Below are 18,649 nucleotides of genomic sequence, written 5' to 3' on the forward strand. Positions count from 1 at the left end.
CAATCGCCAGCAAAAAGCTGACAAAAAAATCCGACCCTCCCACACGGGGAGCGGAAGAGCCGGAACCAAATAAACATTTGGCACTGACATTCATCGACACACTATTGAGTTCTCAAAGAACACACGCGCACACATTCACCCCGGAATTCACCGGAACTTCAGTGAGGCAACTTTTCCAGCTTAGCCCATTCGTTCACCCGATCAAAATCGGGCTCGCGATCGAGCCAGTGCGGTCGCCAGGCGCTCCTCGTCCTACCTCGTTTCCCGGTCCTTCCGCTCGGCGTTTCCGCCTCGCTTCTCGGCTCCGGGTCGGTGTCCGTGTCGCTCTGACCTGGAATAAGTTACGCGGCGACGAACGCTTCGTCAAATCGCCTGGGCAGCGCGTAATTTCGCAGGTCAGAGACGCCCGATCGACGGCATCCCGGACCGAATGACACGAATGTGATTCAGACCACCACAGGATCGAATCCGCCATCGGAAAGCAATAGCGTCCCCGTTCCGATCAGCCGCCCAGCGGAGCGCGACGCGGGAGATCCTTGCGATAGGAGATCCGCCGGCCGGCGAATTCCCGCGGCGCTGTTGTCCTAGCTCGCGTTCCCGGCCGCGCGAAGTAGTTTGGCGCCGAGGTCGGCGAGCAGGTCTTTCATCTCGGCGGGTTCGAGGACCTCGAACTCCAAGTTCAGGTGCGCTATGCGGAGGGCAGTCCACTCCAGGGAATCCGGCGAAGTGCGCAGGAGACAGGTTCGCGCGTCCAGCGGTTCGATCTCCTGCGCGCGTATCCGGAACGATTCGATCAGGTTGTCGGCGGAGGCGTGTACGCGCAGGACGACCTGGCGAGCCGGCCTGGAGCGGGCCAACTGGCTGGTCACGAAGCTCGCCGCGTCCTCGGCGGGCAGCGCGCGAGGTACGCAACGTATTCCGATGGGCTGCGGGGAGGTCAAACGATCCACGCGGAAGGTGCGCCAATCGGCGCGGTCGACGTCCCAGGCCACCAGATACCAGCGGCGACCCGCGGAGACCAGGCTGTGCGGTTCGGCGAGGCGACTGGTCTGCGCGTCGGCCTTGTCCCGGTACCGGAAGCGGATCCTCTCGCCGTCGCGCGCGGCGGCGGCCAGAGCGACCAAGACCTCCGGATCGATCATCGGACCGGCGGGGGGCCCGCCCAGCGACACGGTGGTGGTGTCCAAGGCATCGACCCGGCGCCGCAACCGCGACGGCAAGACCTGCTGCAATTTCACCAGCGCGCGGGCCGCCGATTCCTCGATACCCGCGACCGCTCCCTGGGCGGCGCCGCGCAGTCCGAGGGTGATCGCGACCGCCTCCTCGTCGTCGAGCAGCAGCGGCGGGAGCGCCGCTCCCGCCTGCAAGCGGTACCCGCCGACCGCCCCGAGGCTGGCGACCACCGGATATTCCAGCTCACGCAGGCGCTCCACATCCCGGCGCACGGTCCGCACCGTGACCCCCAGTCGGGCGGCCAGATCCGGACCGCTCCATTCGCGGCGGGTCTGCAGCAGCGAGAGCAGTTGGAGCAGTCGCTCGGCGGTCCGGGTCACGAGACCAGTATGGGCGCGAAAGAGGACAGAAACCGACCTCATCGGCTCCTAGCCTCGCGTCCGTGCATGCTCATCGAGACACCATCAAGATCGTCGGGGCGCGCGAGAACAACCTCCGCGACGTCTCGCTGACGATTCCCAAGGGCAAGATCGTGGTCTTCACCGGCGTTTCCGGTTCGGGTAAGTCGTCGATCGTCTTCGGCACCGTCGCGGTCGAATCACAGCGGCAGCTCAACGAGACCTTCACCTGGTTCATCCGCAATCGGCTGCCCAAGTACGAGCGCCCGGAGGCGGAGGCGATCGACAACTTGGCGCCCGCCGTGGTCGTCGACCAGAAGCCGATCGGCGGCAATTCCCGATCCACGGTCGGCACCATGACCGACATCCAGTCGATCATCCGCGTGCTGTTCTCCCGGCACAGTGCGCCGAGCGCGGGTGAGGCAACGCGCTACTCGTTCAACGACCCGCTGGGCATGTGCCCCGCGTGCGGCGGTCTGGGCCATGTGGTGCGCCCGGATCTGGACCGGCTCCTCGATACGGGCAAGTCGCTCAACGAGGGCGCCATCACCTTCGGGCCCTTCGCGGTCGGCAGCTTCCAGTGGCAGCTCTACGCGGAGTCGGGACTCTTCGACCCGGACAAGCCGCTGCGGGAGTTCACGCCCGAGGAATGGCAGTTGTTCCTGCACGGCAAGGGTTTTCGTGTGCCGCGCAAGAACCGGAACGGATCGGCGGGAAACAACGCCTACGAGGGTCTGCTGGAGCGGTTCGACCGGCTGTACGTCAAACGTGATCTCGACGCGCTGTCGGACAGGAATCGCGCGGCCGCGCGAGCGGTGGTCACCGAGGAGGTCTGCCCGGACTGCGGTGGCGCCCGGCTCAACGCCGCGGCGCTGGCGAGCCGGATCGATGGACTCGGCATCGCCGACTACGGCGGCCTGGAGATCACCGATCTCCTCGAGGTGCTCGCGGGTCTGGACGATCCGGTGGCTCGACCGATAGCGCAGGCCGCCATCGCCCGGTTGCGCCGGATCGAGGAGGTCGGGCTCGGCTATCTGTCGCTCGATCGGGAAACGGCGACCCTGTCCGGCGGCGAGGCACAACGCCTCAAGGTCGTCCGGCATCTCGGTTCCAGCCTGACGGGTATGACCTATATCTTCGACGAGCCGAGCGTCGGCATGCACCCCCGCGACGTGGGGCGGTTGAACACTCTGCTCGTCGGCTTGCGGGACAAAGGGAACACCGTCCTGGTGGTCGAGCACTCCCCCGACGTCATCGCCGTCGCCGACCACGTCATCGACATGGGGCCCGGCGCCGGTTCGCGCGGCGGGAAGGTTGTGTTCCAAGGCACGGTCGATCGGCTGCGGGTGGCGCGGACGCCGACCGGGGCGGGATTGCGCAGGGTGCGGCGGGTCAAGGCAGACGTCCGCGAGCCGGCCGGATGGCTCACCGTCACCGACGCCGACGCCTACAACTTGAAGAATCTCACCGCGCGGTTTCCGACGGGGGTGCTCACGACGGTCACCGGAGTGGCGGGCTCCGGCAAGAGCACGCTGGTATCGGGCGCGTTCGTCGCGGCGCACCCGCAGGTCATCGCGGTGGACCAGTCGGCGATCGCCGCCTCCCGGCGCTCCAGCCCCGCCACGTATCTCGGCATCATGGACCCGCTGCGTCAACTCTTCGCCAAGCAGCACGGTGTACGGCCGGGCTTGTTCAGCTTCAACTCGGACGGCGCCTGTGCAGCATGCGACGGCGCGGGAGTGATCTTCACCGACCTGGCGTACATGGATCCGGTCACCACGGTCTGTCAGACCTGCCACGGACGCCGATATCGCCGGGAAGCGCTGGCCTATGAGATTCGCGGGGCGTCCATCGCCGACGTGCTGGAGATGCCTGCCCAAGAGGCGCTGAACTTCTGGGCGGACGAGGGCGACCAGCGAATCCGCGTGCCGCTGCGCTCGCTGCTCGACGTCGGTCTCGGCTACCTCGCCCTCGGCCGCTCCCTGACGTCGCTGTCCGGCGGGGAGCGCCAGCGCGTCAAACTGGCCGATCATCTCCGGCGTAGTCGCGAAGCCGCCGTCTACGTGCTGGACGAACCGACCACCGGGCTGCACATGGCCGACGTCGACACCCTGGTCGCGCTGCTGGACCGGCTGGTCGACGCGGGGAACACGGTGATCGTCATCGAACACGATCTGGACGTCGTCGCACGGGCCGACTGGGTGATCGATCTCGGCCCGGACGGCGGAAAACACGGTGGCGAAATAGTTTTCGCCGGCACTCCGGCGGCCTTGCTGGCCGACGGCCGGTCGCTGACCGCGGAATACCTGCGACGGACCGTCGGCGCCTGAGCCCGGCCAGTGGCGACAGGAAACACGGATCTCGACTGCCGCAGCGCCGTTCCAGGCGGGTTCCGTCCGGACCGAAATCCGCGGGACGGCACGGGGACGACCACCGCGGCGGCATCATGAATCCATGACGACGCGGGAGGTGGTGCGAGCGGGGCCGTTCGCGCGGATCTACGACCCGAGCGTCGGCGAATCGGAGCAGTGGTACATCAACGACCACACGATCGTCCGCGACGACGCGGGGCGGTGGCACCTCTTCGGAATCACCCACCCGGAACCCGCGGAGCCGTTCGACGAGATCGAGTTCGCCCATGCCAGCGCCGACCGGCTGCACGGACCCTGGACCAAGCACGCCGCCGCGCTGCGGGTGGATCGGCGATACGGGGAGACGCACCTGTGGGCGCCCTATGTGGTCGAAGCCGACGACCAGTACTACATGTTCTACGCGGCGGGCGGTGCGGACCGCACCGGCGCGGCGATGAATGCGGCGACATCGCCGGATCTGTTCCGGTGGACCAGATTGCCGACGGGCCCGCTGTTCCGCGACGGCTACGACGCCCGTGATCCCATGGTGGTGCGCGTGGGCGACCAGTGGGTGATGTACTACTGCGCGACCAGCGCGCCGACCGGCGGTCATCATGTCGTCGCCTACCGCACCAGCACCGACCTCGTGCACTGGGGCGAGCGGCACATCGCCTACACCGATCCGACCAAAGGCACCGAAGCGGGCAACACCGAATCCCCGCACGTTCTCCGGCATGACGGGTGGTGGTATCTGTTCATCGGTCCGCGTCCGCACTACGTCGGCACCGATGTCTTCCGCAGCGACAGCCCGTTCCGCTTCCGCATCGGAGACAAGGCGGGCCACATCGCGGCGCACGCCGCCGAAGTCGTCCAGGAGGACGGTCGCTGGTGGATCACCAGCGCGGGTTGGGGGCAGGGCGGGGTCCATCTGGCGCCGCTCAGCTTCCCGCAGTCGCGCGTCGTCAAAACGGTTCCGCGATAAGCGGTCCGAAGCACCGAGCCGGGCTCGATTTGCCGAAACGCGCCTTCGGGCCGAGCCGCGGCTGGTATCTGTTGATCGAGTCGAACTCTCCGATCACCCCACGTCCTGGAGGGACCGGCATGGCCCGTATCGGCGTTATCAGCATTTCCGATGGCCGCGACTATGTACATGCGGGCATCGCCGATTTCATCGCCTCCACCGAGGACCGGCTGGTGGCCGCCCTCACCGCCGCGGGGCACGATGTGGTCCGCGGCGAGACGCCGATCAGCGACAACGCGCTGGCCAGTTCGGTGGCGCGCTCGGTCGCGGCGGCGGGGGTCGACCTGACCGTCCTGCACTACGCGGTCTGGGCGTTCCCGCATTTCACCATGCTCGCGGCGGGCTCGATTCCAGGTCCGCTGCTGTTGCTGTCGAATATCGACCCGGTACAGCCCGGGATGGTGGGCATGCTCGCGGCCGGCGGCGCACTCGACCAGATCGGGCGCAAGCACAGCAGGCTGTGGGGCGACCCCTCCGACCCTGAGCTCATCGAAGCCATCGGCGTGCGCGCGCGGGCCGCGGCAGCGGTATCCGGCCTGCGCGGCGCGACGTTCGGGCGCTTCGGCGGGCGGCCGATGGGTATGAACACCGCGGTCGCCAATACCGATCAGTGGCAACGGCAATTCGGCATCGACGTCGAGGAAATCGATCAGTGGGAGATCGTGCGGCGCGCCGAACTCGCCGACGCGGGCGAGGCGAGGGCCGCGCGCGAATGGCTGGAGCGGCACACCGCGGGCGTGCACTACGACGGGGCGAAGCTCACCCCGGAACTGCTGGAACGCCAGATCCGCTCCTATCTGGCGGTGCGCGAGCTGATCGATGAATGGCGGCTGGATTTCTCGGGGATCAAGGGGCAGCCCGAACTCACCCAGTATTTCGCCACCATGGACGTGACCGAGGCGTTCCTCAATGATCCCTACGATTGGAACGGCCCGAAGGAGCCGCACGTCTGCGCCACCGAAGCGGACATGGACGGTGCGCTCACCATGCAGCTGCTCAAGCGGGTGGCGGGCACGCCGGTGCTGTTCGCCGACGTCCGGCACTATCACGCCGATCGGGACATCTGGGATCTCTGCAATTCCGGCCAGCACGCCACCTGGTTCGCCGCCCGCAGCGCCGATCCCGCGGAGAACCTGGCGAAGGTGCACCTGTACCCGGAGGTGTTCTTCTTCCCGGCGGGCGGCGCCTCGGTGCATCATCTGGCCGCGCCGGGCCGGATGACCCTCGCGCGGCTCACCCGCCTCGACGGCGACTACCGCATGCAGCTGATGCTCGGTGAGTTCGAGCACTACGACCAGCAGACCAACGAGGCGTTGATGAAGCAGTCGACCTGGGAGTGGCCGCACGCGTTCGCCCGGCTGGACGCGCGCGCCGAGGACTTCCTGAACCGCTTCGGCGCCAACCACATCCACGCGGTACCCGGTGACCACCGGGCCGCAGTACGCGCGACCTGCGAACTGCTGGATGTCACCGTGGACGAGTTCACGCGGTGACGATGTTCCTCGGCATCGATATCGGGACCTCGAGCTCGAAAGGCGTCCTCACCGACGCCGACGGCACGGTACTGGCCAGAGCCGAACGCGCGCACAACGTCTCCATGCCGCACCCCGGCTGGGTCGAGCACGACGCGGAGGCGGTGTGGTGGGCGGATTTCGTCGCGATCGCCCGCGATCTGGTCGACGCGGCCGGCGGCGCGCCGCCGGCCGGTCTCGCCGTGTCCGGCATCGGCCCGTGCCTGCTGCCCGCCGACGCGCAGGGCAGGCCGCTGCGCCCGGCGATTCTCTACGGCGTGGACACCAGGGCGGGCGCCGAGATCGCGGAATTGAACGCCGAATTCGGCGCGCAGGCCGTCCTCGACCGCACCGGGTCACCGCTGACCAGCCAGGCTGTCGGACCGAAGGCCCGGTGGCTGGTCCGGCACGAGCCGGACGTCGCCGCACGCACCGCGATGCTGCTGATGGCCAGCTCCTTCCTGGTGTACCGGCTCACCGGCCGTTACGTGCTCGACCACCAGTCGGCCAGTCAGTGCGTACCCCTCTACGACCTGCGTGCGCGTGCGTGGGCGACGGACTGGGCCGAGCGGATCGTGCCGGGCTGGTCGTTGCCGGAGCTGGCCTGGCCCACCGAGATCGTGGGCCGGGTGAGCGCGGACGGTGCGGCCGCCACCGGACTTCCGGCGGGGCTGCCGGTCACCACCGGAACCATCGACGCCTGGGCCGAGGCGGCCAGTGTGGGGGTCCGCGCTCCCGGCGACGCGATGATCATGTACGGCACCACGATGTTCCTGGTGCAGGTGCTCGCCGATCCGCGCCCGCATCCCGGTCTCTGGGGCACCTGCGGCACCTGGCCGGACACGTACACCCTCGCCGCGGGCATGGCCACCTCCGGCGCGGTCACCGACTGGCTGCGCAAGCTCGTCGGCGGCGAGTTCGCCGACCTGGTCGCCGCGGCTGCGGACGTGCCCGCGGGCAGCCGGGGACTGCTCGCGCTGCCGTATTTCGCCGGGGAGCGCACTCCCCTGTTCGACCCGGACGCCCGAGGCATCGTCGCCGGTTTGACCCTCGGGCACGGACGGGCCGAGCTCTACCGCGCGGTGCTGGAGGGCATCGCCTACGGAGTGCGGCACAACCTGGAGGCGATGACCGAGGCCGGTGGGCGGGCCGGGCGTCTGGTCGCGGTGGGTGGCGGCACCAAAGGCGGGCTGTGGACCCAGATCGTTTCCGATGTCACCGGTCTGCCCCAGCAGTTGCCCGCCGAGACCGTCGGTGCGAGCCTCGGTGACGCGCTGCTCGCCGCCGAAGCCGCCGGAATCGACACCTCCGCGTGGAATCCTGTCGTGGACACCGTGCAGCCTTATCCTGAGCGCACCGCGAAATACGCGGAGTACTACCGGCATTACCGCGATCTGTACGACCGCACCACGACTGTCGCGCATTTCCTGGCGGCCGAACAGCATCGTGCCGGTGCGTCTTCCTGATCGCGGACAGCCATGCGAGGATGCACGGTTACTTCGCGGAACGATTACGAGGAATCCATGCCCACGATCACCCTGACTCAGCGCAATTTCGACTCCGTGGTCGCGTCCAGTCCGATCGTGCTCGTGGATTGGTGGGCCGGCTGGTGTGGGCCGTGTCAGCGTTTCGCCCCGGTGTACGAAGCGTCGGCGGACCGGCACCCGGAGATCGTGCACGGCAAGGTCGACACCGAGGCCGAGCCCGCGTTGAGCGCCACCGCGCGGGTCACCCAATATCCGACGCTCATGGCGTTCCGGGAGGGCGTGCTGGTGTACTCCGAGGCGGGCGCCCTGACGGCGGACGCGCTGGAAGACCTCGTGCAGCAGATTCTCTGGCTCGACATGGACCAAGTTCGGCGCGAGCTGGCCCAGCGGTCCGATGCCGGGCAACTCGCCGCGGCGGGCGCCTCCGGCGCCGCGTACCGGGCCGGACTCGCCCCGGGCACACCCCGATACGGCTGGCCGGGACTGTGACCGCGCCGGGCGGCGAGCTGTGGCGGCTGGACGGCCGACGAACACGGTCGGTCAGCGCCGAGAATCCGACGGGGGCGCCGGGCAGGGGCGCGCGGGCGACCGAGGGCACCGGAGCGCACGCGGCTCGGCTACTGGGCGCGGGGTGGAAGGTTTCCCCGTCGATCGCGCTGGCCGACGGCGAAACCGCCACGCTGGCCGACGTCTCCGGACCCGGCGTGTTCCGACATTTCTGGCTGACCACCGAGCGTTCCGTACTGCGCGGGCTGACGCTGCGGATGACCTGGGACGACGCACCGCGGCCCGCGATCGAGCTGCCACTGGGCGACTTCTTCTGCAACGGGTGGGGCGAGCTGGCCCTGCTGAGTTCGGAGATGGTGGTCGTCGCGCCCGCCGGCGGGCTGAACAGCTACTGGGCCATGCCGTTCCGGCATCGAGCGCGCATTACGCTCGAAAACAAGTGCGGCCGCGAGGTTCCGGTGTACTACCAGGCGACCTACACCGAAGAGGACGTGCCGGACGGCGCCGGGTACCTGCACACACGGTGGAGGCACACGACCGGCCTGGGCACTCCGGCCGTGCACACGATTCTGGACGCGGCCGCGGGGCCGGGCCGCTACGTCGGCACCTACCTCGCCATCCGCCCGGGCGCACCGGGATGGTGGGGCGAGGGCGAAGTGAAGTTCTTTCTCGACGGGGACGTCGATCATCCCACTATCTGCGGGACCGGCACCGAGGACTATTTCGGCGGCGCTTGGAATTTCGACCTCGACGGGACATACCGGACATATTCCACGCCCTATCTCGGGCTGCACCAGGTACTGCCGCCGGACCAGATCTATCGACCGGATCAGCGTTTCGGAATGTACCGCTGGCATGTGCGCGACCCGATCTGCTTCGAGCGCGAGTTGCGGGTCACCGTGCAGGCCCTCGGGTGGCTGGACGCGGAGACCTATCTTCCCCTGGCGGACGCCGACATCGCGACCACCGCCTGGTGGTATCAGGCCTGATCGGGGTCGTCCGCCTCCGATGGGATTTCCAGCGCCAGCAATTCGTCGGCGCGCGCCAGCGCCGCGTCCATGCCCGCGGTGAGACCGTCCATCGAGGTCAAGCCGTCCAGCAGTCCGGCCAGTTCGTCCTGCACCGCGCGCAGTTCCGCGATCGCCGGGTCGACCGGGAACCACGCGACCGCGTCGTGCCACCACGGGTCGTCGGAGAGCCATGCCCACAGCACGTCACGCACCAGCACCGGGTCGGAGGTGTACATCTGGTAGGTCTCCGTCGCCGATCCGGCCCGGTGCTCGAGTTCGTAGACGCCGTCGGGTAGCAGCCGGGCCCGGATGTCGTGCAGGTCGGCCCGGCTGAGTTCGAGGATGGGGTGTTCCGGGTCCGCCGGTTCGTCGATCAGGTCGCCGAGCGCGTCCTCGGTCAGGTCGGGCAGCGGCGTCCCGTCTCCGGTGCGGATGCGCACGTCGGTGGGGTCGGTGCTCATCGCGCCAGTCTGCCCGATGCGGCTGCCGAATACCCGAAAGGCCCCGGCGCGGGCCGGCGCGGGTGCAAGGTGGTCGGTATGGGCCTTCTGCGATGCTGCCGTACCGGCGATGCGAACCGGCTTCGATCGGGGTGGGCCGCATGACGACGGTCGCCGGCGTCGACAGCTCCACCCAGTCGTGCAAGGTGGTCGTCTGCGACGCCGACAGCGGCGAAGTTCTCGGGCGTGGGCAGGCCCCGCACCCGGAAGGGACCGAGGTCGCCCCGGCGGCGTGGTGGAACGCGCTGCGGACAGCGGGCGCGGGATTGCTCGACGACGTCGCCGCGATCGCGGTCGCGGGGCAGCAGCACGGCCTGGTCGCCTTGGATGCCGCGGGTGTTCCGGTACGCGACGCGTTGCTGTGGAACGACGTCCGCTCGGCCCGCGCGGCCGAGGAGCTGATCGCCGATCTGGCCGGGCCGCGAGCGTGGGCCGATGCGGTCGGCAGCGTGCCGGTGGCCTCGTTCACCGTCGCCAAGCTGCGCTGGCTGGCCGATCACGAGCCGGAGCGCGCCGACCGCACCGCGCGCGTCCTGCTGCCGCACGACTACCTGACCTGGCGGCTGCGGGGCGGCGAGACCGGGCACACTCCCGAGCCGACCACCGACCGCGGTGACGCTTCCGGCACCGGCTACTGGTCACCCGCCGACAACGCCTATCGGGAAGACCTGCTCGCCATGGCCTTTCGTGGACGCGCGCCCGCGCTGCCCCGCGTCCTCGGTCCGGACGAGCCGGCCGGGCGGACACCGTCGGGCACACTGGTCGCCGCGGGGACTGGTGACAATGCCGGAGCCGCGCTGGGTCTCGGCATCGATGAGGGCGATGTAGTGGTCTCGCTCGGCACCAGCGGGACGGTCTTCGCGCGCGCCGACCGCGCCTGCGCCGATCCGAGCGGCGCGGTCGCCGGATTCGCGGACGCCACCGGCGCGTTCCTGCCGCTGGTCTGCACGCTCAACGCCGCGCGCGTCCTCACCTCGGCCGCCGACCTGCTCGGCGTGGATCTGCCCACGCTGGAATCGCTGGCCGCCCAGGCGCCGCCGGGCGCGGACGGCGTGGTCCTGCTGCCGTACCTCGCCGGTGAGCGCACACCCAACCTGCCCCACGCGACGGGCAGTCTGCACGGTCTGCGACCGGAAGCCATGCGTCCCGCGACGGTCGCCCGAGCCGCCTTCGAAGGCGTGCTGTGTCATCTCGCCGACGCGCTCGACCATCTCACCGGCACGGGGGTGCGACCGCGGCGGGTGCTGCTCATCGGCGGTGCGGCACGCTCACGGCTGGTCGCGGCGATCGCCGCACAGGTCTTCGGCGTCACTGTGACGGTGCCGGAACCGGAGGAGTACGTCGCGCTCGGCGCCGCGCGCCAGGCCGCCTGGGCACTGAGTGGCGCGGCCCGGCCGCCCGCGTGGCCCGCGCGCACGGCCGCGGAGATCCCGTCCGATGCGGCAGCTGGGCGAGGGATCCGCGCCGAGTATCAGCGGGCCCGCCTCGCTCTCTACAGCTGACCACGGCGTTCGCAGCGATCCATGCTCGGCCGGGTCCGGCTGCCCGCGCACGAATCGGGACCGCGTCCACCTTCCGGTCGCTGATTTTCGTCGCCGGGTGGCGCCCGGACTCCCGGCGAGGTTGGATCACCCTCGTCGAAGAGAGGTGGACAAATGACCGATACCCTGGTGCGAAGGGCGGTGACGGCGGAACGGACGGAACTCGCCGAACTCTTGGCCGGACTGGACGCCGCGAGCTGGGACGCACCGACCCTGTGCGAGGGCTGGCGGGTACGCGAAGTCGTCGCGCACATCACCATGCCGTATCGCCTGTCGAGCGCACGCTTCGCGCTGGGGATGCTCGCGGCGTTCGGGAACTTCAACCGCATGGCCGACCGCACCGCCCGGGTGGACGCTGCCACGCTCAGCGCGGCCGACCTGCTGAAATCGCTGTGGGACAACGTCGACCATCCCTGGCGGCCCCCGGGTGGCGGGCTCACCAACGCGTTGAGCCACGATGTGATCCACGGGCTGGACATCACCGTGGCGCTCGGCTTGGACCGCAGGGTGCCCGGGGAGCGGATGCGCTTGGTCCTGGACACGATCGACCCGAAGACCGTCAAGCTGTTCGGCGCCAAACTGGGCGGCATCGAGCTGCGCGCCGACGACCTGGACTTCAGCTACGGCTCCGGCACGGTGCTGTCGGGGCACGCCCAGGACCTGCTGCTCGTCCTCTGCGGCCGCAAACTGCCCGCCGGACACCTGGAAGGCGAGCCCGCGCAGCGATTCACGAAGCCCTTGTGACCCGCGCGTTCAGCGCGTGACGCCGGCAAGCTCGCGCAGGTAGGCCGCCGTTTCGTCGTCGGAGGGGAAATACGCCTCGACCGCGACCTCATCGAGCGTGATGTCGAAGGCCGCGCCGAAGGTGGTGATCGTGTTGAAGAAGGACAGTTCGGCGTCTCGGTGGCGCAGCAGGATCGGCAACGCGATGTCCGCGGGGTCGCTGTCGGTGCCTGCCTGGGCACCGTAGCAGCGCAGTTCCTCGTGCAGGGCGGCGAGTTCGGGATCCCCCGTCGCCATGACCCGGCGGGCCAGGCGGGGCAGCAGGAACGCCCGGACCTGCTCGAGGTTGCGCAGCCGCGAGGCGAACCCCGCGGGGTGCAGACCGAGCCGCATCATGTTCACCGGCGGTTCGAGCAGGTCCGGGTCCACGCCGTCGAAGAATACGCCGACACAGTCGTTGGCCTGCACCAGGTTCCAGCGCTGGTCCACCGCCAGCGCCGGATACGGTTCGTGCAGCCGCAGGACCCGCTGCACCGCGTCGCGGGCACGCCGCAACGTGGGGTCGGTCCAGTCGCGACGCCGGAACTCGGGCGCGTGACCCGCGGCGATCAGCAGGCGGTTGCGCTCGCGCAGCGGTATGTCGAGCTGTTCGGCCAGGTGCAGCACCATGGATCGACTGGGGATCGTGCGGCCGGTCTCGACGAAACTGACGTGCCGGGCGGACACATCCGCCTGGATGGCCAGATCCAGCTGGCTCAGTTTCCGCCGGTGCCGCCACTCCCGCAGCAGTTCGCCGACCGGTCGATCACCGTTCATCGGCCCAGTATCGCGATGGACGTGGCGCGCCCGCCATTACATGCCAGGTAATCGACACCCGCGTTCGACGGCTGTCAGCCTCGGCGCATGACGAACGACAACGTGGCACTGCGCAACAAGGAACTGGCCCTGTGGGGGTTCACGGAATTCGCGGCGGGCAATATCGAAGTGCTCCGCACCCTGCTGCACGACGACTTCCTCGAGCACAGCCCCGGAAATCCCTCCGGCAAGGACGCTTTCATCGAGTTCATCGCCCAGGCACCCGTGACCGAATCGAAACTGGAGCTGGCGCGGGTGATCGCCGACGACGAGTACGTGGTCATGCACTACCGCATGGTGACGCCGGACGAAGCGGAGCCCGACCAGGCGGTTGTCGATGTCTGGCGGATGGTCGACGGAAAGATCGTGGAGCACTGGGACGTCGTCCAGCCGGTGCCCGAACCCACCCAGATCCCGCACGGCATGTTCTGAGCGCGGATAATTCGGGTGCTCGACGAGTCGGGGCGGAGCTAGGGTCGAGCGCGTGACGTGGATCGCGCCCGACCTCCAACGCACCGAGACGCCGCTGGTCGCCGACGAGCGCACCATGCTGCGGGCATGGCTCGACCGGCACCGCGACACCCTGCTGTGGAAGTGCGCGGGGCTCGACGGCGAACAGCTTCGCACGCGCGCCGTCGAGCCCTCGACCATGTCGCTGCTCGGCCTCGTCCGGCACATGACCGAGGTCGAGCGCGGCTGGTTCCGCCGTGCCGCCGCCGGCGAGGACCTCGCCTACGTCTACTGCTCCGAGAACAACCCGGACGGCGACTTCGACGACATCGCCGACGCCGATCCGGAGGCGACCTTCGCCGCCTTCCGAGCCGAGATCGCCCAGGCCGACACGGCCGTCGCGACTTTGTCGCTGGACCACACCTTCCGCCACCGCCGACGCACCGACGACTACAACCTGCGCTGGGTATACCTGCACATGATCGAGGAATACGCGCGGCACAACGGTCACGCGGATCTGTTGCGCGAGCGGATCGACGGCTTCACCGGCGACTGACGATCTTTCGGGCCCGACCCGGGGATATCCGGTGCCGGTGCGATCACCGCTCCGGACCGATCGAGGTGCCCGACGGGCACCCCGATCGGATCACCATCCGCGATCCGCGCCGCTGACACCGCGCCGCGGGAGGATTACCGCCGCGCCGCGCGTCCGGCGGCACCCACGACCGCAGCCAGCGTCGCAGCGATCACGGAATCGCTCCGGCCGCAGGACCAACGGATGTGCTTGCCGCTGCGATACTCCAGATACGTGATCGCGGCGCTGTCGTTGCCCGGCTCGATCGACTGCTGGGTCAGGCCCAGCACCTCGATCGGATATCCCGCTTCGGCCAGCGCCTCGGTCAGCGCCGCGACGGGACCGCCGTGGCGCCGCGTACGGTGGGTGACCCCGTCGACGGCCAGCGTGATCTCGGTGCACGCCTGCGCGCCGTCGCCGCTGGTGCGCCAGTCCTTCAAGTCCAGCCACGACGGGTCCTCGAAGTAGATCGCCTCGAACAGGTCACGCAGTTCGGCGGCGGTGATCTCGACACCGGTGTCGTCGGCGCGCGCCTGGACCTGCGCGGCGAAGTCGATCTGCAGCCGTCGCGGCAGGTCCATGCCGTATTCGCGGTGTAGCAGGTAGGCGATGCCGCCCTTGCCGGACTGGGAATTGACCCGGATCACCGCCTCGTAGCCGCGGCCCAGGTCGCCGGGATCGATCGGCAGATACGGCACGTCCCAGTCGAGTTCGCGTTCGGCGACGCCCGTCGCGGTGGCCCGGGCGCGATGCTCGGCCAATCCCTTCTTGATCGCGTCTTGATGGGTGCCGGAGAACGCGGTGTGCACCAGGTCGCCGACGTACGGGTGCCGTTCGTGGATCGGCATGCGCGTGCAGTATTCGACGGTGCGCCGGATCTCGTCGATGTCGGAGAAGTCGATCATCGGGTCCACGCCTTGCGCATGCAGATTCAGAGCCAGCGTGGCGATGTCGACATTGCCGGTGCGCTCGCCGTTGCCGAAGACGCAGCCCTCGACGCGTTGCGCGCCCGCGAGCACCGCCAGCTCGGCACACGCGATGCCGGTGCCGCGATCGTTGTGCGGGTGCACCGACAGGATGACGCTGTCGCGGCGGGCCAGATTGCGGTGCATGTACTCGATCTGGTCGGCGTAGACGTTCGGTGTGGCGACCTCGACGGTGGCGGGCAGGTTCAGGATGACCGGACGTCGCACGGTGGCGTCCCACAACGTCGTCATCCGGTCGCAGATGTCGAGCACATAATCGGGCTCGGTCAGGTTGAACACCTCGGGCGAGAATTCGAACCGCACGTTCGGCAGGTCCCCGGCAGCCGCGAGCACGGTGCGGCCGCCGTCGAGGATCAGCTCGCGCAGCGCCGCGCGGTCCTTGCCGAGCACGATGTCACGCCAAGCGGGGGCCGTGGCGGTGTACATGTGGATCACGACGTCGTTGGGGATGCCGCGGATCGATGCGACGGTGCGCTCGATCAAGTCGCGCCGCGCGGGCGTGAACACGACGATCGTCACGTCCTCGGGCGCGAGATCGTCCTCGGCGATGAGCCGGACGAAGTCGAAATCGGTCTGGGAGGCCGACGGATAGCCGACCTCGATCTCCTTGTACCCCATGGCGATCATGAGTTCGAAGAAGCGCCGCTTGCGCGCGGGGTCCATCGGCTCGGCGAGCGCCTGGTTGCCGTCGCGCAGGTCGACCGGCACCCACAGGGGCGCCTGGGTGATCCTGGCGTCGGGCCAATGCCGTTGAGTGAGCGGCACTTCCACGCGCTGGTAGACGTCGCGGTAGCGATTCGAGGGCATCTGGGAACGCCGCTGGCGATTCCATGCCGGAGCACGGTCCGGTACGTCGCCCGCGGGAGTGTCGATGGTGGGGAATGCGATGGTCATGGGACTGCTTCCTGGCCGCACGGGCCGTCACGACGAGAAGTGACCGGCCACGACGAAGCCCCACGGTGGGAGGCCGGTCGTTCAGGCCCCGCCGTGGCGGCTAAGCAGAAGCATGGTGCGCATGATGGCTAGACTGTACACGACTCCTCAGACAAGTAGAGAGGTTGCGATGCTTTCCCAAGTACGGCGCCATCCACTGGCCGCGCAGACGGCCGAAGTGCTGCTGGCCCGCATCCGCGCGGGCGAATGGCCGCTCGGTCACCGCCTGCCGGGTGAGACCACGCTGGCCGCGCAGCTCGGCGTCGGACGCTCGACGCTGCGGGAGGCGATCCGTGAGCTGGCGGGCAAAGGGGTGCTGGACAGCCGCCAAGGCGCGGGTGTCTTCGTGACCGCGCTCGACGTGACCGAGGAATGGGACGCCGTGCTGCGCCGCGCCACCATCGCGGCGGTGATCGAGGCGCGCATCGCCATCGAGGCCGAGGCCGCGGCACTGGCCGCCCAGCGGCGAACCCCCGCCGAGCTGCGCCTGATCCGACGTGCGCTGGCCGCGCGCGAGGCGCATGGCGAGCCGGTCGCCGAGCACGTCGACGCCGATATGGCGTTCCACCGGGCGGTCATCGTGGCCGCCCACAACGACGTGCTGATCCAGCTGTTCGACAGCTTCCTCCCCCGGCTGCGCCTGGCGATGATCGACATGCTGAAGATCCGCCCGGTGCCGTCGGAGTCCGCGGATCACGCCGCGCACCAACGGCTGGCCGACGCGATCGCCGCACGCGACGCCACCGCCGCGGCGGAGTACAGCCGCGCCCACCTGACCACCCTGAAAGAGGCTTTCACGTGACCGATCCGGTGCTCGAGCTGACCGACGTGACATTCCGCCGGGACGGCAAGAAGATCATCAACGGAATCTCGCTGACCGTGCGCGCGGGCGAACGCTGGGCGCTGCTGGGCCCGAACGGCGCGGGCAAGAGCACGCTGCTCGGCTTCTGCGGGGCGGTCACCTTCCCGACCTCGGGGTCGGTGCGGGTGCTCGGCGCGGAACTCGGCCGCGTCGAATTGCAGCGGCTGCGCCGTGGCATCGGCCAGGTCAACCCGCGCCATCCCCTGCGCTCCGCGCTGACCATCCGTGAGGTCGTGCTGACCGGCCTGACCGCGACCATCGACACCCCGATGCGGTGGACACCGACACCCGGCCAGCTCGAGCGGGCCGACGCGATGATCGACACCGTCGGCCTGACCGGAAAGACGAACGAGCTCTGGCCCACGCTGAGCCAGGGCGAGCGCGGCCGCACGCTCATCGCTCGCGCGCTGATCGCGCAGCCGCGACTGCTGCTGTTCGACGAACCGTCCACCGGCTTGGACGTCGCCGCGCGCGAACAACTTCTGGACACCCTCGACACATTGGACCGGACCCACCCCGACGTCGCCTCCGTGCTGGTCACCCACCACTTGGAGGAACTTCCCAGTACGACGACCCACGCGTTGCTCATCGCCGACGGCCACACCGTCGCGACGGGTCCGGCCGCGAGGACGATCACCACCGAGAACGTCACCGCCACGTTCGCGCACCCGGTCGAGGTCCGCTACGACGACGGCCGCTGGACGGCCCGCGCGGCACGCACACCCACGGCATGGCCGTCGAGCTGACTCCGCACGAGACGGTGACCAGGCATTATCTCGGCTCGACCGCGCCGGGGAGAGAACTACGGAAAACCCGGCGCTGTCTCCGAACCGGCCCGCGTCGCGCTGACCCTGCGGCTGCTCGGCGGCTGACCACCGAGGAGATCGCCCGCGCGTGTCCGGTGCCGGAATCGACCGTGGCGCAACGGATCGTGCGCGCGAAACGCACCATCGCAGACAAGCGGATTCCTTACGAGGTGCCGTCCGGCCCCCAGCTGGCCGAACGATTGAGGTCGGTGCCGGCGGTGGTCTACCTGATCTTCAACGAGGGATACGCCGCCACCGGGGGCGAGGACTGGATCCGCGGCGAGCGGTGCCAGGACGCCTTGCGCCTGGCACGCATGCTCGCCGGGCTGTTGCCCGCCGAGCCGGAAACCCACGGACTGGCCGCATTGCTGGAACTGCAGGCATCCCGGCTACCCGCCCGCACCGGACCCGCCAAGGACGTCGTCCTGCTCGCCGAGCAGGACCGCTCGCGTTGGGATCGGCTGCTGATCCGGCGCGGGCCGGCCGCCCTCCGTCGCGCGAACACCGTGGCAGGCGAGCGCGGGATATCGCCGGGCCGGTACGCGCTGCAAGCCGCGATCGCCGCGGTGCACGCGATGGCGGCGACACCGGAAGAGACCGACTGGCGTCGCATCGCCGGACTGTATGCCGTTCTGGGACAACGCTTTCCCTCCCCTGTCATCGAACTCAACCGCGCGGTCGCGGTGAGCAAGGTGCACGGCCCCGCAGCAGGACTCGAGCTGGTGGACGCGCTGGTCGGCGCGGGCGCACTCGACACCCACCATCTGCGTTACGCCGTCCGCGGCGACCTGCTCGCCCAGCTGGGCCGAAACCAGCAGGCGCAGGCCGAATTCACGCGGGCCGCGGAACTCACGGGCAACGCGTCCGAGCAAGCGCTGCTGCGCGGCCGGGCGGCCGCGTGCGCAGGCGCCGACCAGGACGTGCCCGGAGCAAGCCCATGAAATTCGGGGCGTAACAGCAA

General features: G+C 69.3%; 17 protein-coding genes. 13 read left to right on the forward strand and 4 right to left on the reverse strand.

Annotated features, from left to right (window positions below):
* Positions 1-584: 584 nt before the first annotated feature.
* Positions 585-1,553 (reverse strand): helix-turn-helix transcriptional regulator, encoded by a 969-nt coding sequence (locus IU450_RS19010; protein ID WP_195151100.1) that lies wholly within the window; start codon positions 1,551-1,553, stop codon positions 585-587.
* 62 nt (positions 1,554-1,615) lie between these two features.
* Between IU450_RS19010 and IU450_RS19015 the strand changes: the two genes are divergently transcribed.
* The 6 genes from IU450_RS19015 to IU450_RS19040 all read left to right on the forward strand — a co-directional run bounded on the left by IU450_RS19015 (position 1,616) and on the right by IU450_RS19040 (position 9,437).
* The gene (locus IU450_RS19015) at positions 1,616-3,901 is read left to right on the forward strand and encodes an ATP-binding cassette domain-containing protein (RefSeq protein WP_195151101.1); all 2,286 of its coding nucleotides are present in this window, start codon (positions 1,616-1,618) and stop codon (positions 3,899-3,901) included.
* Positions 3,902-4,025: 124 nt separating this feature from the next.
* Positions 4,026-4,904, forward strand: coding sequence for a glycosyl hydrolase family 32 (locus IU450_RS19020; RefSeq protein WP_195151102.1), 879 nt, complete (start codon positions 4,026-4,028; stop codon positions 4,902-4,904).
* A gap of 119 nt (positions 4,905-5,023) precedes the next feature.
* On the forward strand, positions 5,024-6,436 hold the full coding sequence (locus tag IU450_RS19025; protein ID WP_195151103.1) for an L-fucose/L-arabinose isomerase family protein: 1,413 nt from the start codon (positions 5,024-5,026) through the stop codon (positions 6,434-6,436).
* Positions 6,437-6,438: 2 nt separating this feature from the next.
* The gene (locus IU450_RS19030; protein ID WP_195151375.1) at positions 6,439-7,920 is read left to right on the forward strand and encodes an FGGY-family carbohydrate kinase; all 1,482 of its coding nucleotides are present in this window, start codon (positions 6,439-6,441) and stop codon (positions 7,918-7,920) included.
* A gap of 57 nt (positions 7,921-7,977) precedes the next feature.
* Positions 7,978-8,430, forward strand: coding sequence for a thioredoxin family protein (locus IU450_RS19035; protein ID WP_195151104.1), 453 nt, complete (start codon positions 7,978-7,980; stop codon positions 8,428-8,430).
* A complete protein-coding gene (locus IU450_RS19040) occupies positions 8,427-9,437 on the forward strand; it encodes a glycoside hydrolase family 172 protein (RefSeq protein ID WP_195151105.1) in 1,011 nt (336 codons plus the stop codon). The genes IU450_RS19035 and IU450_RS19040 overlap by 4 nt, the downstream gene beginning before the upstream one ends.
* On the opposite strand, the gene IU450_RS19045 is transcribed toward IU450_RS19040, so the two are convergent.
* On the reverse strand, positions 9,428-9,919 hold the full coding sequence (locus IU450_RS19045) for a hypothetical protein (RefSeq protein WP_195151106.1): 492 nt from the start codon (positions 9,917-9,919) through the stop codon (positions 9,428-9,430). The genes IU450_RS19040 and IU450_RS19045 overlap by 10 nt on opposite strands.
* Before the next feature lie 140 nt (positions 9,920-10,059).
* Here IU450_RS19045 and xylB point away from each other — a divergent pair, with 140 nt between their 5' ends.
* Together xylB and IU450_RS19055 are read left to right on the forward strand one after the other, a co-directional pair.
* Positions 10,060-11,460, forward strand: a complete 1,401-nt coding sequence (gene xylB, locus IU450_RS19050) for a xylulokinase (RefSeq protein ID WP_195151107.1) — start codon at positions 10,060-10,062, stop codon at positions 11,458-11,460.
* Positions 11,461-11,613: 153 nt separating this feature from the next.
* On the forward strand, positions 11,614-12,243 hold the full coding sequence (locus IU450_RS19055) for a maleylpyruvate isomerase family mycothiol-dependent enzyme (protein ID WP_195151108.1): 630 nt from the start codon (positions 11,614-11,616) through the stop codon (positions 12,241-12,243).
* Positions 12,244-12,252: 9 nt separating this feature from the next.
* Here the strand turns inward: IU450_RS19055 and IU450_RS19060 are convergent, their stop codons facing one another.
* Entirely contained in the window at positions 12,253-13,038 is a 786-nt protein-coding gene (locus IU450_RS19060; protein ID WP_195151109.1) for a helix-turn-helix domain-containing protein, read from the reverse strand.
* 87 nt (positions 13,039-13,125) lie between these two features.
* Between IU450_RS19060 and IU450_RS19065 the strand changes: the two genes are divergently transcribed.
* Together IU450_RS19065 and IU450_RS19070 are read left to right on the forward strand one after the other, a co-directional pair.
* Positions 13,126-13,509, forward strand: coding sequence for a nuclear transport factor 2 family protein (locus IU450_RS19065; RefSeq protein WP_195151110.1), 384 nt, complete (start codon positions 13,126-13,128; stop codon positions 13,507-13,509).
* Between the two features lie 52 nt (positions 13,510-13,561).
* The gene (locus IU450_RS19070; RefSeq protein WP_195151111.1) at positions 13,562-14,083 is read left to right on the forward strand and encodes a DinB family protein; all 522 of its coding nucleotides are present in this window, start codon (positions 13,562-13,564) and stop codon (positions 14,081-14,083) included.
* 134 nt (positions 14,084-14,217) lie between these two features.
* On the opposite strand, the gene IU450_RS19075 is transcribed toward IU450_RS19070, so the two are convergent.
* Positions 14,218-15,894 (reverse strand): 2-isopropylmalate synthase, encoded by a 1,677-nt coding sequence (locus IU450_RS19075; protein WP_195151376.1) that lies wholly within the window; start codon positions 15,892-15,894, stop codon positions 14,218-14,220.
* A 256-nt stretch (positions 15,895-16,150) separates the two neighbouring features.
* Here IU450_RS19075 and IU450_RS19080 point away from each other — a divergent pair, with 256 nt between their 5' ends.
* The 3 genes from IU450_RS19080 to IU450_RS19090 are packed head-to-tail and all read left to right on the forward strand — an operon-like array spanning position 16,151 to position 18,629.
* Entirely contained in the window at positions 16,151-16,822 is a 672-nt protein-coding gene (locus IU450_RS19080; protein WP_195151112.1) for a FadR/GntR family transcriptional regulator, read from the forward strand.
* Positions 16,819-17,628 (forward strand): ABC transporter ATP-binding protein, encoded by an 810-nt coding sequence (locus tag IU450_RS19085; RefSeq protein ID WP_195151113.1) that lies wholly within the window; start codon positions 16,819-16,821, stop codon positions 17,626-17,628. The genes IU450_RS19080 and IU450_RS19085 overlap by 4 nt, the downstream gene beginning before the upstream one ends.
* A complete protein-coding gene (locus tag IU450_RS19090) occupies positions 17,613-18,629 on the forward strand; it encodes an RNA polymerase sigma factor (protein WP_195151114.1) in 1,017 nt (338 codons plus the stop codon). The genes IU450_RS19085 and IU450_RS19090 overlap by 16 nt, the downstream gene beginning before the upstream one ends.
* Positions 18,630-18,649 lie beyond the last annotated feature (20 nt).

The sequence above is a fragment of the Nocardia abscessus genome (assembly GCF_015477775.1).
Classification (GTDB): Bacteria; Actinomycetota; Actinomycetes; order Mycobacteriales; family Mycobacteriaceae; genus Nocardia; species Nocardia abscessus_A.